26 protein-coding genes are annotated in these 26,424 nt (G+C 64.0%); 15 read left to right on the forward strand and 11 right to left on the reverse strand.

Going from position 1 to position 26,424, the window contains the following annotated elements:
• Window positions 1-9 precede the first annotated feature (9 nt).
• From KJP29_RS16150 to KJP29_RS16165, 4 genes are all read left to right on the forward strand, one after another.
• Window positions 10-528, forward strand: coding sequence for a hypothetical protein (locus tag KJP29_RS16150; protein ID WP_218464546.1), 519 nt, complete (start codon window positions 10-12; stop codon window positions 526-528).
• Window positions 529-620: 92 nt separating this feature from the next.
• Complete coding sequence (locus KJP29_RS16155; protein ID WP_218464547.1) at window positions 621-1,256, forward strand: glutathione S-transferase family protein; 636 nt, start codon at window positions 621-623, stop codon at window positions 1,254-1,256.
• A 33-nt stretch (window positions 1,257-1,289) separates the two neighbouring features.
• Entirely contained in the window at window positions 1,290-2,501 is a 1,212-nt protein-coding gene (locus KJP29_RS16160) for an acetyl-CoA C-acetyltransferase (protein ID WP_218464548.1), read from the forward strand.
• Between the two features lie 12 nt (window positions 2,502-2,513).
• Window positions 2,514-4,694 (forward strand): 3-hydroxyacyl-CoA dehydrogenase NAD-binding domain-containing protein, encoded by a 2,181-nt coding sequence (locus KJP29_RS16165; RefSeq protein WP_218464549.1) that lies wholly within the window; start codon window positions 2,514-2,516, stop codon window positions 4,692-4,694.
• A 191-nt stretch (window positions 4,695-4,885) separates the two neighbouring features.
• On the opposite strand, the gene KJP29_RS16170 is transcribed toward KJP29_RS16165, so the two are convergent.
• Window positions 4,886-6,172: a helix-turn-helix transcriptional regulator gene (locus KJP29_RS16170; protein ID WP_218464550.1), complete on the reverse strand. Its 1,287-nt coding sequence runs from the start codon at window positions 6,170-6,172 to the stop codon at window positions 4,886-4,888.
• Window positions 6,173-6,412: 240 nt separating this feature from the next.
• Between KJP29_RS16170 and KJP29_RS16175 the strand changes: the two genes are divergently transcribed.
• From KJP29_RS16175 to KJP29_RS16205, 7 genes are all read left to right on the forward strand, one after another.
• Complete coding sequence (locus KJP29_RS16175; RefSeq protein ID WP_218464551.1) at window positions 6,413-7,762, forward strand: substrate-binding protein; 1,350 nt, start codon at window positions 6,413-6,415, stop codon at window positions 7,760-7,762.
• Between the two features lie 113 nt (window positions 7,763-7,875).
• Entirely contained in the window at window positions 7,876-8,907 is a 1,032-nt protein-coding gene (locus KJP29_RS16180) for a branched-chain amino acid ABC transporter permease (RefSeq protein ID WP_218464552.1), read from the forward strand.
• Window positions 8,908-8,917: 10 nt separating this feature from the next.
• Entirely contained in the window at window positions 8,918-10,117 is a 1,200-nt protein-coding gene (locus tag KJP29_RS16185; RefSeq protein ID WP_218464987.1) for a branched-chain amino acid ABC transporter permease, read from the forward strand.
• Between the two features lie 12 nt (window positions 10,118-10,129).
• Window positions 10,130-10,900 carry an ABC transporter ATP-binding protein gene (locus KJP29_RS16190; protein WP_218464553.1) on the forward strand — a complete coding sequence of 257 codons (771 nt, stop codon included), beginning with the start codon at window positions 10,130-10,132 and terminating at the stop codon, window positions 10,898-10,900.
• Between the two features lie 26 nt (window positions 10,901-10,926).
• Entirely contained in the window at window positions 10,927-11,712 is a 786-nt protein-coding gene (locus KJP29_RS16195) for an ABC transporter ATP-binding protein (RefSeq protein ID WP_218464988.1), read from the forward strand.
• Between the two features lie 123 nt (window positions 11,713-11,835).
• Entirely contained in the window at window positions 11,836-13,773 is a 1,938-nt protein-coding gene (acs, locus tag KJP29_RS16200; RefSeq protein ID WP_218464554.1) for an acetate--CoA ligase, read from the forward strand.
• Window positions 13,774-13,953: 180 nt separating this feature from the next.
• Complete coding sequence (locus tag KJP29_RS16205; RefSeq protein WP_218464555.1) at window positions 13,954-14,667, forward strand: PRC-barrel domain-containing protein; 714 nt, start codon at window positions 13,954-13,956, stop codon at window positions 14,665-14,667.
• Between the two features lie 291 nt (window positions 14,668-14,958).
• On the opposite strand, the gene KJP29_RS16210 is transcribed toward KJP29_RS16205, so the two are convergent.
• The 3 genes from KJP29_RS16210 to KJP29_RS16220 form a co-directional block, all read right to left on the reverse strand.
• Window positions 14,959-15,318 (reverse strand): DUF6768 family protein, encoded by a 360-nt coding sequence (locus KJP29_RS16210; protein WP_218464556.1) that lies wholly within the window; start codon window positions 15,316-15,318, stop codon window positions 14,959-14,961.
• The gene (locus tag KJP29_RS16215) at window positions 15,305-15,874 is read right to left on the reverse strand and encodes an RNA polymerase sigma factor (RefSeq protein WP_218464557.1); all 570 of its coding nucleotides are present in this window, start codon (window positions 15,872-15,874) and stop codon (window positions 15,305-15,307) included. Before KJP29_RS16215 ends, KJP29_RS16210 begins: the two co-directional genes overlap by 14 nt.
• A 93-nt stretch (window positions 15,875-15,967) precedes the next feature.
• Window positions 15,968-16,771, reverse strand: coding sequence for a 3-hydroxybutyrate dehydrogenase (locus tag KJP29_RS16220; RefSeq protein ID WP_218464558.1), 804 nt, complete (start codon window positions 16,769-16,771; stop codon window positions 15,968-15,970).
• Window positions 16,772-17,005: 234 nt separating this feature from the next.
• Here KJP29_RS16220 and KJP29_RS16225 point away from each other — a divergent pair, with 234 nt between their 5' ends.
• The 4 genes from KJP29_RS16225 (at window position 17,006) to aat (ending at window position 20,883) form a co-directional block, all read left to right on the forward strand.
• A complete protein-coding gene (locus KJP29_RS16225; RefSeq protein ID WP_218464559.1) occupies window positions 17,006-17,626 on the forward strand; it encodes a TetR family transcriptional regulator C-terminal domain-containing protein in 621 nt (206 codons plus the stop codon).
• A gap of 731 nt (window positions 17,627-18,357) precedes the next feature.
• Entirely contained in the window at window positions 18,358-18,858 is a 501-nt protein-coding gene (accB, locus tag KJP29_RS16230; protein WP_218464560.1) for an acetyl-CoA carboxylase biotin carboxyl carrier protein, read from the forward strand.
• A 15-nt stretch (window positions 18,859-18,873) separates the two neighbouring features.
• Window positions 18,874-20,220 (forward strand): acetyl-CoA carboxylase biotin carboxylase subunit, encoded by a 1,347-nt coding sequence (accC, locus tag KJP29_RS16235; RefSeq protein WP_218464989.1) that lies wholly within the window; start codon window positions 18,874-18,876, stop codon window positions 20,218-20,220.
• A gap of 72 nt (window positions 20,221-20,292) precedes the next feature.
• Entirely contained in the window at window positions 20,293-20,883 is a 591-nt protein-coding gene (gene aat / locus KJP29_RS16240) for a leucyl/phenylalanyl-tRNA--protein transferase (protein ID WP_218464990.1), read from the forward strand.
• On the opposite strand, the gene KJP29_RS16245 is transcribed toward aat, so the two are convergent.
• From KJP29_RS16245 to KJP29_RS16275, 7 genes are all read right to left on the reverse strand, one after another.
• Entirely contained in the window at window positions 20,838-21,416 is a 579-nt protein-coding gene (locus KJP29_RS16245; protein WP_255553639.1) for a DUF2155 domain-containing protein, read from the reverse strand. The genes aat and KJP29_RS16245 overlap by 46 nt on opposite strands.
• Window positions 21,416-21,877 (reverse strand): MlaD family protein, encoded by a 462-nt coding sequence (locus tag KJP29_RS16250; protein WP_218464561.1) that lies wholly within the window; start codon window positions 21,875-21,877, stop codon window positions 21,416-21,418. The genes KJP29_RS16245 and KJP29_RS16250 overlap by 1 nt, the downstream gene beginning before the upstream one ends.
• A 52-nt stretch (window positions 21,878-21,929) precedes the next feature.
• Window positions 21,930-22,304, reverse strand: coding sequence for an NADH:ubiquinone oxidoreductase subunit NDUFA12 (locus KJP29_RS16255; RefSeq protein ID WP_218464562.1), 375 nt, complete (start codon window positions 22,302-22,304; stop codon window positions 21,930-21,932).
• A 192-nt stretch (window positions 22,305-22,496) separates the two neighbouring features.
• Window positions 22,497-22,880, reverse strand: a complete 384-nt coding sequence (locus KJP29_RS16260) for a RidA family protein (RefSeq protein WP_218464563.1) — start codon at window positions 22,878-22,880, stop codon at window positions 22,497-22,499.
• Window positions 22,881-23,031: 151 nt separating this feature from the next.
• Window positions 23,032-24,303 (reverse strand): ATP-dependent Clp protease ATP-binding subunit ClpX, encoded by a 1,272-nt coding sequence (gene clpX / locus KJP29_RS16265; RefSeq protein ID WP_218464564.1) that lies wholly within the window; start codon window positions 24,301-24,303, stop codon window positions 23,032-23,034.
• Window positions 24,304-24,441: 138 nt separating this feature from the next.
• A complete protein-coding gene (locus KJP29_RS16270) occupies window positions 24,442-25,065 on the reverse strand; it encodes an ATP-dependent Clp protease proteolytic subunit (RefSeq protein ID WP_218464565.1) in 624 nt (207 codons plus the stop codon).
• A 157-nt stretch (window positions 25,066-25,222) separates the two neighbouring features.
• Complete coding sequence (locus KJP29_RS16275; protein WP_218464566.1) at window positions 25,223-26,422, reverse strand: ABC transporter permease; 1,200 nt, start codon at window positions 26,420-26,422, stop codon at window positions 25,223-25,225.
• Between the last annotated feature and the right edge of the window lie 2 nt (window positions 26,423-26,424).

A 26,424-nucleotide genomic window follows, 5' to 3' on the forward strand; every position in this document is an offset into this window, starting at 1 on the left:
AGACCCGCCATGAAGACCCTCATCGCCACCCCCCTTCTGATCACGGCCCTGATCGCGGCCCCCCAGATCGCTTCCGCCTTTGACGACAGCGACCGCGCCGGCGTCGAGGCCCGTGTCGCGACCTTCGAAGCCGCCTTCACCAGCCGCGACTACGCCGGTGTGCTCGATGTGCTGCCGCCCCGACTGCTCGATTTCATGTCAGAAGAACTCGACATCCCGCGCGCGGAGCTTGCCGACACGATGACCAAACAAATGGGCATCTTCCTCTCCGATGTGACGATCGACGCCTTCGCCATGGACACCGCCTCGATGACCACGGGCGAAACGCCCGAAGGCACCACCTATGCCTTCATCCCGACCACCACGACCTTCACCTCGCCCGAGATCGGCACCCGCACCCTTGAAAGCCAGACCTTGGCCCTCGAGGAGGGCGGCGCCTGGTATCTCACCCGGATCGAGATGAAGCAGCAATACGACATCGTGAAAGGCATCTACCCGGGCTTCGCGGGGATTCCGCTCCCCGACTGACCCTTTCATCTTTCGACAAATGCTCCGGCGGTGTGGGGGCTGGCCCCCCCGCAGCCCTCACCAGAACCCCAGACGTCCGGGAGGAGACCGACGTGACCATCAAGCTCTACTGCTTCGGCGAAAGCGGCAATTCCTACAAGGCCGCCCTGCCTCTCGAACTCACCGGCATGGATTGGGCACCGGTCTGGGTCGATTTCTTCGGCGGCGAGGCGCGCTCGGAGGCCTACAAGGCAATGAACCCCATGGCCGAGGCCCCGGTGCTCGTCTCGGGCGATCTCACGCTCTCGCAATCGGGTGTCATCCAGGACTGGATCGTCGAGAAAACCGGCCAGTTCGGCGGCCGGACCCCCGAAGAGCGGCGCGAGATCCTGCGCTGGCAGTTCTGGGACAATCACAAGGGCTCCGGCCAGTTCGGCACGACCCGGTTCCTGACGAACTTCCTACCCGAAAAGCATCGCAACCCCGATGTCATCGCCTTCATGACCGGGCGCTGCCGTGCAGCTCTCGCCACCCTGGACGCCGTGCTGACGGATCGTGACTGGCTTGCCTCTGACCGCATGACGATGGCCGACCTCTCGGCCTGCGGCTACCTCTACTACCCGGAACCCTTCGGCTTCTCGCGCGACGACTTCCCCGCGATCAGCCGCTGGCTCGACCGGATTTCCGAAACGCCGGGGTGGAAACACCCCTACGACCTGATGCCCGACTCGCCTGCCGACCGCATGTGAACTGGGCCCAATCCGCTAAGAAGGGAGAGACTTATGTCCGACGCCTATATCTACGATTCCGTGCGTTCCCCGCGCGGCAAGGGCCGCGCCGACGGCTCGCTGCACGAGGTGACCTCGGTCGCCCTCGGCAAACAGATGCTGAACGCGATCAAGGAACGCTCCGGCCTCGACGGCCACGCGGTCGAGGACGTGATCTGGGGCAACGCCACGCAAGCCTTCGAACAGGGCGGCTGCCTTGCCCGCACCACGGTGCTCGCCTCCGACCTCGACGAACGCATCCCGGGCCTGTCGATCAACCGCTTCTGCGCCTCCGGCATGGAGGCCGTGAACCTCGCCGCGAACCAGGTCCGCGGTGGCGCGGGCAACGCCTATATCGCGGGCGGGGTCGAGATGATGTCCCGCGTCGCGATGGGCTCCGACGGGGCCGCCGTGGCCGTCGATCCGACCGTCGCGATGGACAGCTACTTTGTGCCACAGGGCATCTCGGCCGACATCATCGCGACCGAATACGGGTTTTCTCGTGACGACGTCGACATGCTGGCCGTCGAAAGCCAGAAACGCGCCGCCGCCGCCATCGCCGACAAGCGCTTTGACAAGACGCTGGTCACGATCCGCGACGTGAACGGGCTCCCGATCCTCGACCACGACGAATACGTCCGCCCCGGCACCGACATGCAGGCGCTTGGGAGCCTCAAACCCGCCTTCAAGGACCTGGGCGAGGTCATGCCGGGCTTCGACAAGGTCGCGAAGCTTAAGTATCCGCATCTCGAGAAGATCAACCACGTGCACCACGCGGGCAACTCCTCGGGCATCGTCGACGGCTCTGCCGCGATCCTGATCGGCAACAAGGAGTTTGGCGAGAAATACGGTCTCAAACCCCGCGCCGTGATCCGCGCAACGGCCAAGATCGGCACCGATCCGACCATCATGCTCACGGGTCCCGTCCCAGCGACCGAGAAAATCCTCAAGGACAGCGGCATGTCGATCAGCGACATCGACCTCTTCGAGGTGAACGAGGCGTTCTCGGCGGTCGTCCTGCGCTTCATGCAGGCCTTCGACGTCGACCATTCCAAGGTCAACGTGAACGGCGGCGCCATCGCGATGGGCCACCCGCTGGGCGCCTCCGGCGCGATCATCATCGGCACGCTGCTCGATGAGCTTGAGCGTTCCGGCGAGGGCACCGGCCTCGCCACCCTCTGCGTGGCCTCCGGCATGGGCGCCGCCACCATCATCGAACGCGTATAAGGAGTTCACATCATGGCCGAATTTACCATGACCAAGGACGCCGACGGCGTCGCCATCATCACCTGGGATCTGCCGGGTAAATCCATGAACGTCCTCACCCTTCAGGGGATCGAGGAACTGTCCGCCCTCACCGAAGAGGCACTGGCCGACGACAGCGTCAGAGGCATCGTCGTCACCTCGGGCAAGGACAGCTTTGCGGGCGGCATGGACCTCAACATCCTGGCCGAGTTCAAGCAATCCGGTGCGGAAGGTGTCTTCGAGGGCACGATGCGCGGGCACAAGATGCTGCGCACGCTCGAACTTGCGGGCATGGACCCCAAGACGAAAAAGGGCGGCAAACCGGTCGCGGCGGCGCTCCCCGGCACCGCACTCGGCATCGGGCTTGAACTGCCGCTGGCCACCCACCGCATCTTCGCGGCCCCCAATCCCAAGGCCAAGATCGGCCTGCCCGAGATTCAGGTCGGCATCTTCCCCGGCATGGGCGGCACCACGCGCCTCGTGCGCAAACTGGGCGTCATGGGCGCCTCGCCGTTCCTTCTGCAAGCCAAGATGTCCTCGCCCGAACAGGCCGTGAAGGCAGGCATCATCGACGAAGTGGCCGACGATCCGGTCGCCGCCGCCAAGGCTTGGGTGCTCCAAGCGACCGACGCCGACCTCGTGAAACCCTGGGACGCCAAGGGCTACAAGGTTCCCGGCGGCGCGCCCTATCACCCGGCGGGTTTCCAGACCTTCGTCGGCGCGAACGCCATGATCATGGGCAACACATGGGGCGCCTTCCCGGCCCCCAAGGCGATGCTGTCGGCGGTCTACGAGGGCCTCATGGTCCCCTTCGACACCGCTTTGAAGATCGAGGCGCGGTGGTTCACCAAGGTCATCATGGACCCCTCGTCCTCGGCCATGATCCGGTCGCTCTTCATCAACAAGGAGGCGCTGGAGAAGGGCGCAGTGCGCCCCGACGTGCCGGATCAGAAGGTCCGCAAAGTCGGCGTGCTGGGTGCTGGAATGATGGGCGCGGGCATCGCCCTCGTCTCGGCGCAAGCCGGGATCGAGGTCGTGCTGATCGACCAGAAACAGGAGGCCGCCGACAAGGGCAAAGCCTATACGGAAAGCTACCTCGACGCTGGCATCGCCAAGCGCAAGACGACGCCCGAGAAAAAGGACGACGTGCTGGGCCGCATCACCGCGACGACTGACTACAACGCCCTCTCTGACGCCGACCTCATCATCGAGGCCGTGTTCGAGGACGTGGGCGTGAAGGCCGAGGTCACCAGGAACGTCGAAGCCGTCATCCCCGACGACTGCATCTTCGCGACCAACACCTCGACGCTCCCGATCACCGAACTTGCCAAGGCCTCCACGCGGCCTGCGCAGTTCATCGGCATCCACTTCTTCTCGCCGGTCGAGAAAATGCTGCTGGTCGAGATCATCAAGGGTGCGGATACCGGCGACGTGGCCACGGCCAAGGCATTGGACTACGTCCGCCAGATCCGCAAGACGCCGATCGTGGTGAACGACGCGCGCTTCTTCTACGCCAACCGCTGCATCATCCCCTACATCAACGAAGGGGTGCGGATGGTCACGGAAGGTGTGGAAATGCCGCTCGTGGACAACGCCGCGCGGCTCCTGGGCTTCCCGGTCGGTCCCCTGCAACTGACCGACGAGACCTCGATCGACCTCGGCGTAAAGATCGCCAAGGCGACCAAGGCCGCGATGGGCAATACCTATGACGACACCACGGACGAGATCATGTTCTGGATGGCCGACAACGGGCGGCTTGGTCGCAAGGCCAAGGCGGGCTTCTTCGACTACGACGAGAAAGGCAAACGTCAGGGCTACTCCGATGCCGTCGCCGAGAAATTCCCGGCCAAGGACGACCAGCCCGATGTGATCGAGGTTCAGCATCGCCTGATGATGGCGCAGGTGCTGGAGGCGGTTCGTGCGCTCGAAGAAAACGTCCTCATGGACATCCGCGAGGGCGACGTGGCCGCGATCCTGGGCTGGGGCTTCGCCCCTTGGTCCGGCGGGCCGTTCAGCTGGCTCGACATGCTCGGCGCGGCCAAGGCGGTCGAGATCTGCGACCACCTGTCCGAGACCTACGGCGAACGGTTCACCTGCCCTGCCCTCCTGCGCGACATGGCGACCAAGGGCGAAACCTTCTACGGCCGCTTCGGCGCACAGGCCAAAGCCGCCTGAGACCACCGCAACCAATCGAAAAGGGCTGCCTCCGCCGGCGGCCCTTTTTCATGCCCCCTTAGCCCCTTCACTGCTTCATAGATACTTTGGAGGGGTCGCCATAGTCGCGCCATTGGTCCGCGAGACAATGGCGACGGGGGAGGCTGGCCTCCCCCAGCGGATCGGATGTCGCGCAAGCGACATTCGAAACCCTAGACCCTCGCCCCCAGAATGGACGGCTCCCGCCGCGCACCGCAAACTTCGCGCGGGCAGATCCGGCAGGAGGTCCCCACGCCCAGCGCCCGCCCGAAAGCCTCCTCAACCGGCTCGATCAGCATCGTCGCCTCCTGCACGGGCGGCGCATCGATGCTCGCGGCGGGGCGCGGGAGCGACACTGCCACGCAGCGAAAGAGACGTCCCTCCCGTCCCGGCATTTCCACCACCTGCGCCACGGGCTGCGCTGGCCGGCCCAGCGCCTGGTAAAGCGGCCAGAGCGGACAGGCCGCACCGAAGCGGGGCAGCGCGAAGCCCTCGACCGGCTTGCGAAGCGTGATCGTCCCCGACCCGTCGCAGACGACAAGCCCGGACTCCGACAGGCTCGCCATGCGCCGCAGGACCGCATCGAGGCCGACCCCAAACCCCGCGGCGAGCCGCACCGGATCGCCCCCGGCGCCCGCGAGCGAGGCGCGGAAGGGACGCTCCGGCATTGCGCGGGCATCGGCGAGGTAACGCACCAGCATCGTCCGGGCGAGGTCGCGCGCGCCCCGGTCGCGCAGCATCTCGGCCCGATCGAGCAGTACCGCGATCTCGCCCTCCCCGACCGCCGGCTTCTCGAGCCCCTCGAAATAGTAGCCTGCCGCCTCGACCATCGCGGCCATGTCGTCCACCGCCGAGACCTGCATCTCCCGCGCCTCGGCCCCCGCATCGAGGTATGACACAAGCCCCGAGGCGGAATGGGACAGGCGCTGCGCCTCTTCGCGCATGTTGCGCAGGAAGCGGGCCTGCCAGTCCGGGTCGATGTCCGACGTGTCGGCGAGGATTGCAGCGGTGGAGCGGATTGCCGTCACGGTCGAGATGACCTCGTGCAACGATGCCGCCAGATGCGGGTCGTGGGTCAAGCGGTCGGACAGCGTTTCGACCAGCCGCTCGAGATCCTCGATCCGCCGCGCCTGCGAGGCGACCAACCCCGACCAGCCGGGAAAGCGGCCGGCGAATTCCTCGGTCCGGTCCACCTCGACGCCGCCCGCCACGCGAGCCGCCGCGTCGCGCAACCCCGCCACCAGCGCCTGCGCGGCACCCTGTGACAGTTGCGCAGGTTCAACCTCGAGACGCCGGGCAAGGTCGACGAGCAGTTTGCCGCCGATTCTTCGCCGGTTGTGTTCGATCAGGTTCAGATAGGCAGGGGAAATCCCCACCTCCCGCGCGAGATCGGCCTGACGCAGGCCCTGTGCGAGCCGCCGATCGCGGATGCGGCTTCCAGTCAACCGGCTATCCGGCATGGCTTCTCCTTTCCTCACCGAAAGTAAATTTTCCTTTACTTTCGGGCGCTTTCTGCACCTGCGCGAAAACTTATTTACATACCTATCATTGTTCCAGTTCATTTGTTTACAAAAAAATCGTTTCTTCATAACGATTTGTTGCTTCGTTTTCATCGATGCCCCCATACTCTGCACAGCCTGTAAATGGCACGCGGCATGCGCGGGGAGGCCTTGCCGTATTTTTCAAAAGGGAGGAGACGTATGTCCAAATCCAACTTCACGCGTCGTGGACTGCTGAAGACGGGTGCCGTGACCGGTGCCGGTCTTGCGCTGCCCACCATCTTTACCTCGGCCGCTTCGGCCTTCACCAACGAACCGACCGGTTCGACGGTGAAATTCGGCTTCAACGTGCCGCAGACCGGTCCCTACGCGGAAGAGGGTCTTGACGAGCTTCGCGCGCAGGAACTCGCCGTCGAGCACATCAACGGCATGGGTGACGGCGGCATGCTGAACACCTTCTCGTCCAAGGCGCTGGACGGCACCGGGATCCTCGGCAAGAAGGTCGAGTTCGTCACCGGCGACACCCAGACCAAATCCGACGCAGCCCGCGCCGCGGCGAAGTCGATGATCGAAAAAGACGGCGTCGTGATGATCAACGGCGGCTCGTCCTCGGGCGTGGCCGTGGCCGTTCAGGGTCTCTGCCAGGAAGCCGGCATCATCTTCATGGCGGGCCTGACCCACTCCAACGACACCACCGGCAAGGACCGCAAGAAGAACGGCTTCCGTCACTTCTTCAACGCCTACATGTCGGGTGCCGCTCTGGCGCCGGTGCTCAAGAACGCCTATGGCACCGATCGCCGTGCCTATCACCTGACCGCCGACTACACCTGGGGCTGGACCCAGCAGGAGTCGATCCAGGCTTCGACCGAGGCTCTGGGCTGGGAAACCGTGAACAACGTGATGACGCCGGTCGGCGCGGGCGACTTCTCGTCCTACATCACGCCGGTTCTGAACTCGGGCGCCGATGTGCTCATCCTGAACCACTACGGCGGCGACATGGTGAACTCGCTGACGCAAGCCGTGCAGTTCGGCCTGCGCGACGCGCAAGCCAACGGCAAGAACTTCGAGATCGTGGTCCCGCTCTACTCCGAACTGATGGCCGCCGGTGCCGGCGAGAACATCAAGGGCGTGTATGGCTCCATGAACTGGAACTGGCAGCTGTCGGACGAAGGCACGCAGGCCTTCGTGCGCTCCTTCGGCGAGAAATACGGCCGTCCGCCGTCCAACTCGGCCCACACCTGCTATGTGCAGACGCTGCTCTATGCGGATGCCGTGGCACGGTCCGGTTCGTTCAACCCCTGCTCCGTGGCCGAGGCCCTCGAAGGCTTCGAGTTCGATGGCATGGGCAACGGCCCGACACTCTACCGCGCCGAAGACCACCAGTGCTTCAAGGACGTGCTGGTCATGAAGGGCGCCGAGGCCCCGACCACCGAATACGACACCCTCGAGATCGTGGAAGTCACCCCGGTGGATCAGGTCACCTACGAGGCGAACCATCCGATGTTCGGTGGCGACGAAGCCTCGCTGGGCGAGTGCAACGCCGGCGCATAAGCCATCTGCATCGAGGGGCGGGACCAGTTCCGCCCCTCATCCTTGACCGGTAGCGGGCGCCAAGACCTGCACCGGATTCATCGCTTACAACCAATCGCACGGGTGGGGACGCCATGGACGCCATCATTCTTCAAATTCTGAACGGGCTCGACAAGGGCTCGGCCTATGCGTTGATCGCGCTGGGTCTTACGCTGATCTTCGGCACGCTGGGTGTCGTGAACTTCGCGCATGGCGCGCTCTTCATGATCGGCGCCTTCTGTGCCGTTCTGCTCCAGCGCATCATGGGCCTGTCCTACGAACAGGTCGATCCGGAAAAGACCGACTTCCTGGGCAAACCGCTCGTGGTCAAGGTGCCCTACGTCGAAAGCTGGTTCGGCGCGGACTTCGGGGCCTGGCTGATCAACTGGTCGGTTCCTCTGTCGATCCTGCTCGCCATTCCGGTGATGCTGCTCGTCGGTTTCATCATGGAGCGCGGTCTGATCAAGCATTTCTACAAGCGCCCGCACGCCGACCAGATCCTCGTGACCTTCGGCCTGGCCATCGTGCTTCAGGAGCTGATCAAGTATTTCTTCGGCGCCAACCCGATCCAGACCGGCGCGCCCACTCAATTCGCGGGGTCGATGGACTTCGGCGCGATCCTGGGCTTCGACCCAAACGTGATCATGTATCCCTACTGGCGGCTGGTCTACTTCGCCTTTGCGGCCGTCGTGATCTTCGGCGTCTTCGCCTTCCTCCAGTTCACCACCTTCGGGATGGTCGTCCGGGCCGGCATGGCCGACCGCGAGACCGTGGGGCTTCTGGGGATCAACATCGACCGGCGCTTCACGCTGATGTTCGGCCTCGCCGCCGCCGTCGCGGGGGTCGCGGGAGTGATGTATACGCCAATCCTCGCGCCGAACTACCACATGGGCATGGACTTCCTCGTGCTGTCCTTCGTCGTGGTCGTCGTCGGCGGCATGGGCTCCCTGCCGGGTGCCGTCGCGGCGGGCTTCCTTCTGGGGATCCTGCAAAGCTTCGCCTCGATGAACGAAATCAAAAGCCTCATTCCGGGGATCGACCAGGTCATCATCTACCTCGTCGCCATCCTCATCCTGCTTACCCGTCCCCGCGGGCTCTTGGGCCGCGCCGGCGTGATGGAGGAATAAGACCATGAAAATTCTCGGACTTTCCAAGAAAGACACGACCTTCCTGTTCATCGTGATCGGGCTGACCATGCTCACCCCGTTCCTTCTGCAGCCTTTCCCGGAAGGCACCGGCCTGACCACGTTCAACGCGGGCTATCCGGATCTCATGCAGCGGATCGCGATCTTCGGGATCTTCGCGATCGGCTTCAACATCCTGTTCGGCCTGACCGGTTACCTGTCCTTCGGCCATGCCGCCTTCCTGGGTGTCGGGTCCTACTCGACGGTCTGGATGTACAAGCTTCTGGGCTACAACGTCCTGCCGGGGCTTTTGCTGGCCATCGTGGTCTCGGCGCTCTTCGCACTCCTTATCGGCTACGTGTCGCTGCGCCGGTCGGGGATCTATTTCTCGATCCTCACGCTCGCCTTCGCGCAGATGTGCTACAACCTCGCCTATTCGGTGCTGACGCCGCTGACCAACGGGGAAACCGGGCTTCAGGTCTACTCGAACGACCCTCAGGTCCTGATGGGGGACGGCAGCCCCACCTCGCCGCATTTCTTCGGCATCGTCATGAACGAAAGCGCGAAGCTCAATCTCGGCGGTTGGGAGTTCACCTTCAACAACGGCTACTACTTCGTCGCCATCATCGCGATCCTCGCCTTCTACGTGTCGCTCCGCATCTTCCGGTCGCCTTTCGGCCTGATGCTGCGCGCGATCAAGACGAACCAGACGCGGCTCAACTACACCGGTGTGAACTCCCGCCCCTACACCCTCGCGGCCTTCGTGATCTCGGGCATGTATGCGGGACTGGCCGGTGGACTGCTGGCCTCCATGGACCCGCTTGCCGGTGCCGAACGGATGCAGTGGACCGCTTCGGGCGAGGTCGTCCTCATGGTGATCCTCGGCGGTGCGGGCACACTTCTGGGCCCGGTCCTGGGCGCAGGCTTCATCAAGTATTTCGAGAACATCTTCTCGAAGATCAACGATCAGGTTCTTCACCAGTGGTTCAGCTGGATGCCGGACGGGATCGAGAACCTGCTCATCGGCATCTCGCACTTCTTCGTCGGCAAATCCTGGCACCTGACGCTTGGCCTGCTCTTCATGCTGGTCGTGATCTTTCTGCCCGGTGGCCTTGTCGAGGGGGGTCAGCGTATCGCCGGCGCCTTCCGCAGCCGCAAGTCCAAGGACGACGGCAAACACGCCCCCAAAGCCCAGCCCAGCGCTGCGGAATAAGGAGAACGAGATATGGGTATCCTCGAAGTCAAGAACGTGGGCAAACGCTTCGGCGGCCTGCAGGCCCTGTCGGATGTGAACCTCTCGGTTCAGGAAAACTCGGTCCATGCGATCATCGGGCCGAACGGCGCGGGCAAGTCCACCCTGCTCAACTGTTTCGTGGGCAAGCTCATCCCCGATACCGGATCGGTCATGTTCAATGGCCAGTCGGTGCTGGGGCTCAAGCCCCACCAGATCAACCAGATGGGCATTTCCCGCGTGTTCCAGACGCCCGAGATCTTCGGCGATCTCACCGTCATGGAAAACGTCATGATCTCCTGCTTCGCGAAACGCGACGGGTCGTTCCGGCTCCACCCGTTCGAGACGGTGTCCCATGAGGTGGACATCGTCGAGAAAGCTGAACAGATGCTGCTCGACGTGAATATGGCCGACAAACGCCACATGCACGCGGCGTCCATGTCGCGCGGCGACAAGCGGCGGCTTGAAATGGCCATGTGCCTGTCGCAGGACCCCAAGCTTCTGCTGCTGGACGAACCAACCGCCGGCATGGCGCGCGCCGATACCAACAACACGATCGACCTGCTCAAGGAGATCCGCGAGAAGCGCGACATCACCATGGCGATCATCGAACACGATATGCACGTGGTGTTCAGCCTTGCCGACCGGATCACGGTGCTCGCTCAAGGCACGCCGCTGGTCGAGGACGTGCCTGAGAAGATCAAGGGCCACCCGAAGGTGAAGGAAGCCTATCTCGGGGAAACCGGCGCGGCGCAAGCGGCCTGACCCAAGGGAGTGGAAGGATGAAAGACATGAACGACAAGGTCGCCGGAGAAGCCACCCGCCGCGAGGCCGTGGACCATTCGAAAAACGCCAACCACGCGGCCACCGCGCCCGCCTTTTTCTCGGCCTGGGACATCCACGCCTATTACGGCGAGAGCTACATCGTCCAGGGCGTGAGCTTCAACATCCACGAGGGCGAGATCCTCGCCCTTCTGGGCCGCAACGGCGCGGGCAAGACCTCGACCCTCCGGGCGCTCGCGCGGACCGGCAGCCCGATGGTCACACATGGGGAAATCTGGCTCGACCGCAAGCCCTTGCACCAGATGGCCTCCTACGAGGCGGCGCAGAACGGGCTCGCCCTCGTGCCGGAAGACCGCCGGATTATCCAGGGCCTTACCGTGGAGGAAAACCTCAAGCTCGCGCAGATCGCCCCGCCCATCGGCTGGTCGCTGGAACGGGTCTATGAGCTCTTCCCGCGTCTGGGTGAACGTCGCACGCAGGAAGGCACGACTCTGTCGGGCGGCGAACAGCAGATGCTCGCCATTGCACGGGCCCTGGTGCGCGATATCAAGGTTCTGCTCCTTGACGAGCCCTACGAAGGTCTAGCCCCCGTTATCGTTGACGAAATCGAGAAAACCTTGAATGTCATCAAGGCGCAGGGCATCACCACAGTGCTGGTGGAGCAGAACGCGGTGCGGGCCTTGGAACTTGCCGACCGGGCCGTGATCCTCGACACCGGTACCGTGGTCTTCGACGGCACCGCGAAAGAGGTGCTCGACAACGAAGAGCTGCGTCACGAATACCTGGCCATCTGACGGCCAAAAGAACGTGCGGCGGTCAGGAGGGGCCGCCGCTCCCGGAACTGGGGCGCGCCGGAAGGGCGGCGGGCCCACAGCGCCCCCATGCGACGGGCGCATAACGGCACGGAGGAGGACCTGATGTCCGACAAGATGTATCCCCCATCAGAGGCATTTGCGAAGAACGCCCACATCGACGCGGCGACCTATGCCGACATGTATGCAGCGTCCGTGAACGATCCGGACGGCTTCTGGGCCGCACAATCGGATCGGCTCGACTGGGTAAGGAAACCCACCAAGATCAAGAACGTGAGCTTTGCCTACCCCGATGTCTCGATCAAATGGTTCGAGGACGGGGAGCTCAACGTTTCCACCAACTGCATCGACCGCCATCTCGCGACGCGCGGCGACCAGACGGCGATCATCTGGGAAAGCGACAACCCCGACGTCGACAAGCACATCACCTATGACGAGCTGTCGCGCAATGTGAACAAGCTCGCCAACGTGATGAAGGGCATGGGCATCGGCAAGGGCGACCGCGTCGTGCTTTACCTCCCCATGATCCCGGAAGCGGCCTATGCCATGCTCGCCTGCACGCGCATCGGCGCGGTGCATTCGATCGTCTTCGCGGGCTTCTCGCCGGAAGCGCTCGGCACCCGGGTCGAGGATTGCGGCGCGAAGTTGATCATCACGGCGGACGAGGCGCCCCGCGGCGGGCGCAACACGCCGCTCAAGTCCAACGTCGACAAGGCACGCAAGCATTGCGGCAATGTCCCCTGCCTCGTGGTCGAGCGCACGGGCGGCGACGTCGCCCTGGGCGAGTTCGACATCAGCTACAACGCGAAGATGGCGGACGCCTCCGAAGACTGCGCGCCCGAGCCGATGAACGCGGAAGACCCGCTCTTCATCCTCTACACCTCCGGCTCGACGGGGAAACCCAAGGGCGTTCTGCACACGACGGGCGGTTACCTGCTTTATGCCGCGATGACCCATGAGCTTGTCTTCGACTACCACGACGGCGACATCTACTGGTGCACGGCGGATGTGGGCTGGGTCACGGGGCACAGCTATATCGTCTATGGACCGCTCGCGAATGGCGCGACGACGCTGATGTTCGAAGGCGTGCCAACCTATCCCGATGCGGGCCGGTTCTGGCAGGTCTGCGCCAAGCACAAGGTCAACCAGTTCTACACCGCCCCCACCGCGATCCGTGCGCTCATGGGTCAGGGCAAGGAGTTCGTCGAGAAGCACGACCTCTCTTCGCTCAAGGTGCTGGGAACGGTGGGCGAACCGATCAACCCGGAGGCCTGGAACTGGTATAACGATGTCGTGGGCAAGGGCACCTGCCCCATCGTCGACACCTGGTGGCAGACAGAAACCGGTGGTCACCTCCTGACCCCGCTTCCCGGTGCGACGCCGACCAAACCCGGCTCGGCCACCACGCCCTTCTTCGGCGTGCAGCCTGTCGTGCTCGACCCGACCACGGGCCAGGAAATCGAAGAGACCGAGTGCGAAGGCGTGCTCTGCCTCAAGGACAGCTGGCCGGGACAGATGCGCAGCGTCTATGGCGACCATGATCGTTTCGTGAAAACCTACTTCGCGGACTACAAGGGATACTATTTCTCGGGCGACGGCTGCCGCCGCGATGCCGACGGATACTACTGGATCACCGGCCGCGTGGACGATGTGATCAACGTCTCCGGTCACCGCATGGGCACGGCCGAGGTGGAAAGCGCCCTCGTCGCGCACCCGAAAGTGGCCGAGGCCGCCGTGGTCGGCTTCCCGCATGAGATCAAGGGTCAGGGCATCTATTGCTATGTGACCCTGATGGAAGGCGAGGAATACACCGACGAGCTCAAGACCGAGCTGCGCAACTGGGTGCGCTCGGAAATCGGCCCGATCGCCTCGCCCGACCATATCCAGTGGGCCCCCGGCCTGCCGAAGACGCGGTCGGGCAAGATCATGCGCCGCATCCTGCGCAAGATCGCCGAGAACGACTATGGCGCATTGGGCGACACCTCGACCCTCGCCGACCCGACGGTCGTTGAAGACCTGATCGAGAACCGCATGGTCAAGTGACGCTCTGCCAATCACGGGACATTGGGCCGGTGCAGCGATGCGCCGGCTCTTTCTTATTCCCGCACCAGCCAGCGGGTCACGCGCAAGTGACTTGCCACCTGTCAGGAACAATTTTCCCGCAGCGGCATTGAGCATCCAACGGCGCCGGAAAAGCGCCGACTGCTCAAAAGGAGAATTTGAATGAAACCGCTCAACAAGACCCTGATGACGAGCGCCGCGGCCCTGATCATTGCCGCAGGTTCCGCCTTCGCACAGGACACCACGACCGACGTCGAGACCTCCACTGATGCAGAGGTGACGACCGAGTCGAATATGGAACAGGCTGCGGATGATCTCAATCAGGCTGCCGATGAACTCGAACAAGCCGCGGAAGACACCGGCGACGCCATCGAGGAAACCGCCGACGACGTGACCAATGCCGCCGAGAACACCGCCGAAGACGCGGAAGAAGCCGTTGATGACATGGCCGCCGAAACCGATGCCGCCGTGGACGAAGCCACCGACGAGATGACCGCCGAAGTCGGCGAGATGACCGAAGGCGAAATCTCCGACGACCTCGAAGCCGCCGCTGACCTCGAAATCTCGGCCCTGATCGGCACCCCGGTCGTGAGCCAGGACGGCAACGATGTCGGTGAAATCGACAACTTCTACGATGCGAACGGTGAAATCGTCGCCGTCGTGGGTATTGGCGGGTTCCTCGGGATCGGCGAACACGACGTCGCCGTGGACCTTGACCACCTCGCTGTGGCGGAAACCAACGACGAAGGTGAGCCGACTCAGTTCATGATCACCGGCTACACCGAGGAAGATCTCAAGGCGATGACCCAATTCGATACGGAATCGGCCTCTGTGATCGACTCGACGACGAGCCTGCGCAGTGCGTTGAACATGTAATCGCCTGTCATTTATCCAACCCGCCCGGGGCCGGTGCAAAATGCGCCGGCCCTTGCTTTTCAGGGACTTTCAACCGGCAGGAGTCTCACTTTTTCAACCACTTGGTAAAAAATCTTGACGCATGGGAAGGAATCGTGCTGAATGATACTTGTTGCATCACCTGCTATTTGCGTGGGGCAAAATACATAGATAGTGCGAAAATTTGTTAACGAGAAGACCACTCAACCCCCAGCGCCGTAAGGCGTTGGGGGTCTTCGTTTTCTTGGCGATGCGCATACTAAAGAAATACTCTCAGTCTCTTTTTGCGAGCATCAACTCCAGCCGCCGCAGTTCCCGCAGGACGCGGTCGGCCTGAATCTGCGGCATGAGGCTGAGTTTGAGCGATGTCGCGACGATCAGAAGCACCGCCCCTGTCATCCCCCAGCGCAGCGCCGAAAGCACTTCGGTCGCCGCATAGAATTCCACCGCGCACCAGGCACCTGCCACGAAAAGCGCCGTCTGGGCCGCCATGAGCACCCAGGCGACCCAGCCGTTTCGCCCCGTGAACAGGCCGAAGCTCTGTTGGAACCAGCCCTGTTCGGCAGTCGCTTCGAGGATAGCCCGATCCTCTTCCGACAGCGCTTCTTCGATCATGCGGTCAAGTTTGTTCATCGTCCTCTCCTTTCAGAAGATCGCGCAGCTTGCGCCGCGCATGCATGAGCCTTGTCTTCACGGTGCCCACCGGCACGTCGAGCGCCGTGGCGACTTCGGCGACGGTCAGGTCGTCCAGGTAGAAAAGCGCGATGGTCGCCGCCTGATCAGCCGGGAGCCGGGCGATGGCGCGACGCACCTTGGCCGCGTCCGACGCGCCGGGTCCGTCCTCCGGCACCGTCGGGTCGGTTTCCGCCGCATAGGCCGACGCGAGCGCCCGACCGGCTTGCCTGCGGCGGATGTCCCGCGCCACGCGGCGCGTCGTGATCCGAAGCGCCCAGGGCAGGAACGCATGGTCGTCGCGCAGGCGGGGCAGACCCCGCAGAATCTCGACCCAGGCCTCCTGCACGATATCGCGAGCCCCGTCCCGGTCGCCAAGAAGCCGCACCGCATGCGCGGCGATCCGGTCACCGTGCAGCAACGTCAACTGCCCGGCCGCACGTCGGTCGCCCACCCGCGCCGAAGCAACGAGAAAGGCGGAAAGTGCACGTTTCTTTTCGCTGTCCCGGCGGTCCATCACTCTTTCCTTCAGGGAACAGGTGCGCGCACCGCCGGATCCGGTTCAATGGTCCGGCCCGGTTTCTCTTCGGGCCGGACGCGCGTGCGCCGGCTACTGCGCGGTCCAGCCGCCGTCTACGGGAATGGTCGTGCCGGTCAGGTTCTGGGCCGCCATGCCGCAGAGGAAGACGGCGAGCGCGCCAAGCTCCGAGGTCTGGGTCATCCGAAGCGACGGCTGCTTCTCCTTCAGAAGCTCGGCGATGCCGGCGTCCCGATCGCCCCCCGCACGCCCTGCAGCAGCCTGAATCTGCGACTCGATAAGCGGCGTCTCGGTGAAGCCCGGCGCGATGCAGTTCACCGTGATCGCCCCCTTGGCCGGGTCGCCCTTGGAAGCGTATTCCAGCGCCACGACCTTGGACATGCCGACGAGCCCGTGCTTGGCGGCGACATAAGGCACCTTCTCGACCGAGGCGACGAGCCCGTGGACCGAGGCGATGTTGACGATGCGCCCATAGCCTCGGCTCTCCATCAAGGGCAGCACGGCCTTCATGGTGTGAAAGCATGACGACAGATTGATCGCGATGATCGCATCCCATTTCGCGTCCGGCATGTCGGTGATCCCGGCGGTGTGCTGAATGCCCGCGTTGTTGACGAGGATGTCGATCGGACCCCAGGCCTCGACCTCCTCGATCATCGCACGGATGGCGTCGGGGTTGGAGACGTCGGCTCCGAAGAATTTCGCGTCCGGCGCGCCGGCCTCTTTCATCGCGGCGACGGCGGCCTCGGCCTGCGCATCACCGGGCAAGGAATGCACGGCGATGCGGACACCGGCGGCGGCCAGCTCGGTCGCGACACCCAACCCGATCCCCGAGGTCGAGCCTGTGACGAGCGCGGTTTTTCCGTTGAGAAAGGACATGGATACTCCTTCGGGTCTATCGCCCGTTTGCGCGGGGTCGCCCGGCATTCGGACTGCTCCCCTGTTGTCGTTTGCGGCACTGTCACCGCGGCGCTCCTCCACCGGACGCGGGGTCCGGCCCATGGGCCCGAGGTTAGGCCGGGGTGTCACGATCTGCCAGTGGTCACGTCTCGTTTCGGTTGAAAGATTTCGGTGCCCCGTGCATTCTGTCGATCCGATAGAAAAGGCCCCCTTATGAACATGCAGAAACCGGCGACCCGCATTCAGCGCAAGAACCGCGAAACGATCCGCGAGGCGGCGCTCGACGTGTTCTCGCAGCACGGGTTTCGCGGCGCGACGCTTGACCAGATTGCCCAGGCGGCGGGGTTGTCCAAGCCCAATCTGCTCTATTATTTCCCCTCCAAGGAAGCGATCCATGTGGAGCTTCTGAGCCATCTCATGACCGACTGGCTCGAACCCTTGCGCGCGGTGGACGCCGGTGGCGACCCGGTGGACGAACTGGTGGACTATGTGCTCCGCAAGCTCGACATGGCGCGCGAAATGCCGCGCGAAAGCCGCCTTTTCGCGAACGAGATCGTGCAGGGGGCACCGCGAATCCTCGACATGATCACCGGGGAGCTGCGCGAACTCGTGGACGAAAAGGCCGCCCTCATCCGCGACTGGCAGGCTGAGGACCGGCTGGCCAAGGTCGACCCCTATCACCTCATTTTCTCGATCTGGGCGACGACCCAGCATTACGCCGACTTCGACATTCAGGTGCGCGGCGTCCTGGGGTCGTCCGAAGGTGACGGTCACTTCGACGACGCGCGGGCCTTTCTCACCCATATGTATCGCGCGACCCTTCAACCCCGGTGACATCGGCCCTGTGACCAGCCGAGGGATTAACCCTGTCGGCCTGAAACCTTGGACAGGCGCGCCTGGTCCGCGATAGTCTCGTGTGACACGGTGGGGGCACCGTGACCGGAGACGCGCCATGGACTTTTCCAACGCTGCCCCCCTCGGTGCCAGACACGCCCTGCCGGCGCCGGCACCCGACCGACGCGTCCATCCTGTATCGCCAGTGGAGGAGCAATCGGCCTCGTCCGGCGCAGGAACCGACGCGCGCGATCATCCCGAACAGGACCTCCATGGCGCCCTGTCGCGCGATCTGCGCGCCCTGCGCCGCGAGGTCGAGGACGGCACGCAATGGGCCGGCCCCGCGCCCGCCTTTGACGTGAGCCTCCTTGAAATGGACAGCGACCTTCGACAGGTCTTGGCACGGATGGAGGCGGACCGCTCCCGGACCCGCGACGCAGAGGCGCTACAGGTCGCACCCCCACGCGCCGGCAGAGAGGGTGACAACGGCGTAACCGCCTCAGCCCCACCCGATGACCTGGCACAGGACATACGTCGGGCCAGCCCCGAACCGGCCAAATCCGGCGCAGATGCATCGGGGGCTTTCCCTTCCCCCGGCCCCCGTCCTATAAGCGGATGAGAAAATGCCCCCGCGACAAGACGGGGCCTGTGCCACGGGTGGGAGAGAGATCTGGTGGACGCCCTCGTCCCCCGACACTCCGAGGCCCATTGAGAGAGACGGTGCGAACCCAATGACGAAGAAGACCCACGACAGCGACGTCGCCTTCATTCAGGCGCTTGCGGAACTCCTGCGCGAGAACGACCTCACCGAACTCGAGGTCAAGCGCGAGTATGGCGAGGCCGATCGGCTCAACGTCCGTGTCAGCCGCGGCGGCGGGATCGTGACCCAGCAGATGATCGCCCCGCAGTATGCGCCGGCCCCGGTCGCGTCCCATGCCCCCGCCCCTGCCGCAGCGCCCGCGGCCCCGGCCGCCGGCAGTGACGACCCCGCCGATCACCCCGGCGCCGTGACCTCGCCCATGGTCGGCACCGTCTACATGCAGTCCGAACCCGGTGCCCCCGCCTTCATCAAGGTCGGCGACAAGGTGTCCGAGGGTGACACGCTCCTGATCGTGGAAGCCATGAAGACCATGAACCAGATCCCCTCGCCGCGTGCGGGCACGGTGAGGCGCATCCTCGTCGAAGACGGCTCGCCGGTGGAATACGGCGCGCCGCTGGTCATTCTGGAGTAATCCGGGGCCGTGGCTATGTTCGAAAAGATCCTCATCGCGAACCGTGGCGAAATCGCGCTGCGTGTCATTCGCGCGGCCCGCGAGATGGGCATTCAGACCGTCGCGGTGCACTCCACCGCCGACGCCGACGCGATGCATGTGCGCATGGCCGACGAAAGCGTCTGCATCGGCCCGCCCCCCGGCACCGACAGCTATCTGTCGATCCCCGCGATCATCGCCGCCTGCGAGGTGACCGGCGCGCAGGCGATCCACCCCGGCTATGGCTTCCTGTCCGAGAACGCGAACTTCGTGCAGATCGTAGAGGATCACGGGATCACCTTCATCGGACCGTCGGCGGCGCATATCCGCATGATGGGCGACAAGATCACCGCGAAAGAGACCGCCGAGCAGCTTGGCATCCCGGTCGTTCCCGGGTCCAAGGGCGGCGTTCCCGACATCGAGACCGCGCGCAAGGTCGCCGAAGAGATGGGCTATCCCGTCATCATCAAGGCGACCGCTGGTGGCGGCGGGCGCGGCATGAAGGTGGCCGAGAGTGAATCCAAGCTCGAAACCGCTTTCCGCACCGCCCGGTCTGAGGCGAAATCGGCCTTCGGCAATGACGAAGTCTATATGGAGAAATACCTCCAGAAACCGCGCCACATCGAGGTGCAGGTCTTCGGCGACGGCAAGGGCGGCGGCGTGCATCTGGCCGAGCGCGACTGTTCGCTGCAGCGCCGTCACCAGAAGGTCTTCGAAGAGGCGCCCGGCCCCGCCATCACGCCCGAAGAGCGCGCGCGCATCGGCGGTATCTGCGCCAAGGCGATCGGCGACATGGGATACTCCGGCGCCGGCACGATCGAATTCCTTTACGAGGACGGCGAGTTCTACTTCATCGAGATGAACACCCGCCTGCAAGTCGAGCATCCGGTCACCGAAGGCATCTTCGGCGTCGACCTCGTGCGCGAACAGATCCGCGTCGCCTCGGGCATGTCGCTGTCTTTCACGCAGGACGAACTCGAGATCAACGGCCACGCCATCGAGATCCGCATCAACGCCGAACGCCTGCCCAACTTCACCCCCTGCCCCGGCAAGGTGACGCAGTTCCACGCCCCCGGCGGGCTGGGCGTGCGGATGGATTCGGCGCTATATGGCGGCTATGCGATCCCGCCCTATTACGACAGCCTCATCGGCAAGCTCATCGTTCATGGGCGCGACCGGACCGAGGCGCTGTCGCGGCTGTCGCGCGCCCTGGGCGAGCTGGTGGTCGACGGCATCGAAACGACCATCCCGCTTTTCCACGCGCTCTTGCAGGAAGAGGACATTCTGGCCGGGAATTACGACATCCACTGGCTGGAGCATTGGCTCGCCGATAACATGGGCTAGGATGTGACGGGCGCGTCCGACAAGCTCACGCCCGAGCTTCTGCTCCGCGCCTATGCGGCGGGCATCTTTCCCATGGGTGACGACCGCGACGATCCGGCGGTCTATTGGGTCGACCCCAAGATGCGGGGCATCCTGCCCCTGGACGGGTTTCACCTGTCCCGCTCACTCGCCCGGCGCATCAGGAGCGAACCCTTCCGCCTGTCGCTGGACGAGGATTTCGCAGGTGTCGTCGAAGGCTGCGCCGACCGCGATGCGACCTGGATCAACGAGCCGATCCTCGCGGCCTATCAGGCGCTGCATCGCCGGGGCAACGCCCATTCCATCGAGCTCTGGGAGGGTGACGAGCTTGTCGGGGGGGTCTACGGCGTCACGCTGGGGCGCGCGTTCTTCGGAGAAAGCATGTTCTCACGGCGCCGGGATGCGTCGAAGATCGCGCTGGCCTATCTCGTCGTCCATCTCGCCCAGACCGGGTTCGAACTCTTCGACACCCAGTTTCTGACCGAGCACCTCGCCCGTCTGGGCGGCATCGAACTGCCGCGCGCCCGCTATCAGCAGCTTCTGGAACTGGCGCTCTCGGGTTCGGACGCAAGGATCTGCGCACGTCCCCTGCCCGACGCTCACTCTGTCGTGCAGCGCATCACCCAGACGTCGAAACGCGCGTGATCGAGCGCGGAAAGCGCCGGTGACGAGGCCACCATCCAGGCGTCGAAAATTGGCGCCTCGGCATCGCGTTCCCGGATCACCAGATGGGCGAAAGCGTCGCCGACGGGGTTGTCGGTCGGATAGCGGCAGTCGCCCAGCGTGATCTGGAGCCAGCCGATTTCGCCGGTCTCGCCCGTCTTCAGCGCCAGGTCGACCGTCTTCCCCGAGAGTTTGTCGAGCCCGCGTATATTGGCGCCGGTGCCATCGGCGACTTCGGGACCTTCCTGCACGGTGGTCACGGTGTCACCCTCACCCGGGCGCAGCGGCGCATTGGGGTCCTCTGGATTCGGCACGATGGGATTGCCGAATTCGTCGAAGGGCGCGTCGTTGTCGAAAACCTGATCCTCGGGATCGTCGATGGGCCCTTCGATCACGTCGAGTGGCTGGAAGTCCGGCGGAACCTCGACCCCGTCATCCTGTGCCAGCGCCGCGATCGGCGCCATGACCAGAAGGGCCGCGCAGGCGGCGATGGTGCGAAAATCGGTGCGGCGCATCAGCGTCTCCCGTTGCCGTTGAGTGTGTCGAGCAAAAGGTCGACGAGGTTGAAGTCCGGCTCCGCGGTGCGGAACTGCCCGCCCGGCGCCATGACGGTAGCGGAACTGCCGGGAATGATCTCGACATAACGTCCACCGAGCAGCCCTTCGGAGGTCACGACCGCGACGCTGTCCGAGGGAAACTGGAACGGACCGTCCACCGTCAACTCCGTCTCGGCCCCAAAGGTTTCCGGGTTCAAAGTGAGCCAGGACACATGCCCGACCGGGATGCCCGCGACCCGGACCTCGCTTCCTTCCGATAGCCCATCGGCACTCGTCAGCGTGACGCGGTAACGGTTCGCGTCGTCAGGCCCGGAGAACCAGCCGAGAATCGAGGAGGCATAGACAAGGCAGACGGCCGCCACGGCCAGCACGACCGCCCCGGTCACGATATCGACAATGTCCGATTGGCGCAGCGTCACGTCTCGGCCCTCACGACCTTGCCGCCCACCAAAGCCCGTGGGCGGTGCCGGATCACTCCGGCTGCCACGCCTCGTAGTCGCTGCGTTCGACCGGGGCTTCGCGGCGGATCGAGCCAGCGGGCACATAGGCGAGCGCCGTGCCGGTCAGGTTGTCGCGATGCGGCTTCTCCCAGTCCCGGTGGACGAGCGGCGCCTTGGCGGGGTTGTCGTCAAAAGTGAAGTGGAGCCATCCGTGCCAGTCGGCGGAAATCCGGCTGGCTTCCGGTTCGCCGGCATACATCACCCAACGCTTCTTGCCGTCGCGGGTGGTGTAGAATTCGTTCCCCTGTTCGTCTTCCCCGACCTTGACGCCCTTGCGCCAGGTGAAGAGCCGCGTGCCCAGTGTTTCTTCGTGCCACCAGGTGAGTAGAGAAAGGATAAACCGCATGGATGGATGCCTCCGATCTGATCTTCCTCCCTATGCCAGCATGGCCCGCCAAGGTCCAGCCGTTTCGCCGGTTCAGGGGGTCACAACAGCACGGGATCGGCCGTTTGTCGCAGCCTCGGGAGGCGTGCGCCGCCGCCCTTGGCCTGCGCGATGTGTGGACGGCGCCGGCAAACCAGCACCGCCGCTTCGGGATCAGGCCCGGATCTTCGCGACCGCTTCGATCTCGATCTTCATTTCGGGGTTCATGAGCCGCGCCTCGATCATCGTGGCGGCGGGCATGGCCGTGGCGAAGGCTTTGGACAGGACCGGCCAGCAGGCTTCGAAATCGTTGCCGTCGGTGAGGATGTATTTCACCTGCACCACATCGTCGAGGCTCGCCCCGGCTTCCCCCAATGCCTTGGCGATGGTCGCCAGCGCATTGGCGGCCTGTTCGGCCACATCCTCGGGCATCACCATGGTGGCGTAGTCGTAGCCCGTCGTGCCCGATACGAAGACCCAGCCATCCACGGCAACGGCGCGGGAATAGCCGATCTGGGCTTCAAATGGGGAACCGGAGGAGATGAGTTTGCGGGTCATGGATTACCTCATGGACTGTGTCTTCGCGTCATGTGCAGCGGAAGCGCGGGCGCGGCAAGAGGTAATCTGCGCTCAAGTCCGCAACGAAAAAGGCGCCCGATCGGGCGCCTTTGTCACCGTGTCAGGGGAGCATCGGATGGGGGTGCGTCGGTCAGGCCGACGCGCCCTCCTTCTTGCCCTGCTCTTCCGCGTAGATGAGCAGCGGTTTGGCCGAGGAGGTCACGGCCTCTTCGTTCACCACGACCTCTGTCACGTTGGACATGCTCGGCAGGTCGAACATGGTGTCGAGCAGGATGTCCTCCATGATCGAGCGCAGGCCCCGCGCGCCGGTCTTGCGTTCGATGGCGCGTTTCGCGATGGCGGTCAGCGCGTCATCGGTGAAGGTCAACTTCGCGTCCTCGATGTCGAAGAGCCGCTGGTATTGCTTGACCAGCGCGTTCTTCGGTTTGGTCAGGATCGTGACAAGCGCATCTTCGTCGAGGTCCTCGAGCGTGGCGAGCACGGGAAGGCGGCCGACGAATTCCGGGATCAACCCGAACTTCAGCAGGTCTTCCGGTTCGAGCGACTTGAACCATTCGCCGGTCTTGCGCGCCTCGTCATCCTTCACGTCAGCACCGAAGCCGATGGCCGTGCCCTTGCCGCGCTGCGCGATGATCCGGTCGAGCCCGGCAAATGCGCCGCCGCAGATGAAGAGGATGTTCGTGGTGTCCACCTGCAGGAATTCCTGCTGCGGATGCTTGCGGCCGCCTTGGGGCGGCACGCTCGCCACGGTGCCTTCCATGATCTTCAGAAGCGCCTGTTGCACGCCCTCGCCCGACACGTCGCGGGTGATCGAGGGGTTGTCGGACTTACGCGTGATCTTGTCGACCTCGTCGATATAGACGATGCCGCGCTGTGCCCGCTCGACGTTGTATTCCGAGGCCTGCAAGAGCTTGAGGATGATGTTCTCCACATCCTCACCCACGTAACCGGCTTCCGTGAGCGTGGTCGCATCCGCCATGGTGAAGGGCACGTCGAGAATACGGGCGAGCGTCTGGGCGAGCAGCGTCTTGCCGCAGCCGGTCGGCCCGATCAGCAGGATGTTGGACTTTGCCAGTTCGATGTCGTCGCCCGACTTGGCGGCGTGATTGAGGCGTTTGTAGTGGTTGTGCACGGCGACCGAGAGCACGCGTTTGGCATGCATCTGGCCGATGACGTAATCATCCAGCACATCGCAGATGTCCTGCGGCGTGGGCACGCCATCCGTCGACTTCAGCCCCGAGCCCTTGGTCTCTTCGCGGATGATGTCCATGCACAGCTCGACGCATTCATCGCAGATGAAAACCGTCGGGCCCGCGATCAGCTTTCGCACCTCATGTTGGCTCTTTCCGCAAAAGGAGCAGTAGAGGGTGTTCTTGCTGTCACCGCCGGAGCTATTCGCCATATCCTCGTCCAATCCGGGGCCCCTGCCCCGTCCAAAATTGCGCACAAAGCGCCAGAGCCTGTGGTTCGCCCAAGTTTAGGGCACCCCTTCCGCCCCCGCAATGCCCGATTGGATCATGAGCGGGGGCGCACGTTTTGTTTACGCCTCGATGGCGGCGCGGCTTTCCACGATCTCGTCGATCAGGCCCCAGTCCTTGGCGGTCTCGGGGTCCATGAAGTTGTCGCGCTCCAGCGCGTCCTGCACGGCCTTGAGCTTCTGCCCGGTGTGCTTGACGTAGATCTGGTTCAACCGATCCTTGAGCTTCTGCGTCTCCTGCGCGTGGATCATGATGTCGGTCGCCTGACCCTGATAGCCGCCCGAAGGCTGGTGCACCATGATGCGCGAATTGGGCAGCGAGAAGCGCATCCCCTTTTCGCCGGCGGTGAGCAGAAGCGAGCCCATCGACGCCGCCTGCCCCATCACGAGGGTCGAAACCTTGGGCCGGATGTATTGCATCGTGTCGTAGATCGACAAGCCCGAGGTGACCACGCCACCGGGCGAATTGATATACATCGCGATCTCTTTCGAGGGGTTCTCGGCCTCGAGGAACAGAAGCTGCGCGCAGATGAGCGAGGACATGCCGTCGTGCACCGGGCCGTTGAGGAAGATGATCCGTTCCTTCAGCAGTCGAGAGAAGATGTCATAGGCGCGTTCGCCCCGGCTCGTCTGCTCCACCACCATGGGCACGAGCGTGTTCATATAGGTGTCGATGGGGTCTTTCATAATGCGCCTGCCCTTATCCAATCTTGTGCCGTCCCGGTCGGGGCGGCCTGAAGGGAATCCTAGTCATGGTTCCGGGGGGCTTCAAGGGCCCCCCGGCCCTGCCAACCGACATGGGCGAGAAAGGTTAAGAACGCGTTGGCGGGGCGGTTGCCCCTCCTTAGCTCGGGCTCAGGCCACGCAGGCGCTCGGACCGGCGGCGCAGAAGCTCGACGGTGGTGAGAAGCGCGATGGAGATCACCACGAGGATCGTCGCGACGGCGAGGATCGTGGGCGAAATCTGTTCCCTGAGGCCGATGAACATCTGCCAGGGCAGCGTCTTTTGCTGCGCCGAGCCCACGAAGAGCACCACGACCACCTCGTCGAATGAGGTGATGAAGGCGAAGAGCCCGCCCGAGATCACCCCCGGCAGGATGAGCGGCATCTGGATGCGCAGAAAGGTCGTGACCGGGTCCGCGCCAAGGTTCGCCGCTGCCCGCGTGAGCGAGCGGTCGAAGCCCACGAGCGTCGCGGTCACGGTGATGATGACGAAGGGAATACCGAGTGCGGCATGGGCGAGGACGACGCCCAGATAGGTGCCCTGAAGCCCCGCGCGGGAGTAGAAGAAATACATCCCCGCAGCCGAGATGATCAGTGGGACGATCATCGGCGAAATCAGCACCGCCATGATCGCGCGCCGGAACGGCACATGCGGCTGGCTCAGCCCGATGGCCGCGAGCGTGCCGAATCCCACGGCGAGGATCGTCGCGACGGGCGCGATCTTGAGCGAGTTCCACATGGCGCTCTGCCAGTCGGAATTGGTGAAAAAGTCGCGATAATGCTTGAGGCTGTAGCCATCGGGATCGAGCGCCAGCATTTCCTGCGTGAAGGTGAAGAAGTTTTCGGCGTTGAACGACAACGGGATGATCGTGATGATCGGCGCGATCAGGAAGAAGAAGATGAACCCGCAGAGAAAGAGATAGGTATTGTGCCAGAGCGTCTGGCCTGGCGTGGCATAGATCGGCACGCCCGAACGATAGTCGCCCCGCCCGATCCAGTAGACCCACCAGCTCACCACGGCACCCACGATGGCCCCGGCCACGAGCCCGCCCCACCGTGCGAGGACGAAGCCCAGGACCGCCGTCAGCACGATCAGCCCCCAGCGCCCCGCGGTCCGGTTCGGAACAAAGCGCGTCAGCACGAAGCCGGCGGCTACGCCATAGATCAGGCCGATCACGAAGCCGATCAGCCCCTCCCCGGTGGTGTTGCCCGCGAGGAACCCGAAGAGCCCGCCCGCGGCTGCGCTCATCGGCAGGGTGAAGCCCATGAGGCTCGGCTCGCCCTTGTCCACGATCAATTCATCGGCGGTCGCATCCGTCATGA

It is taken from the genome of Maritimibacter sp. DP1N21-5 (assembly GCF_019218295.1).
In the GTDB taxonomy this organism is placed as follows: Bacteria; Pseudomonadota; Alphaproteobacteria; order Rhodobacterales; family Rhodobacteraceae; genus Maritimibacter.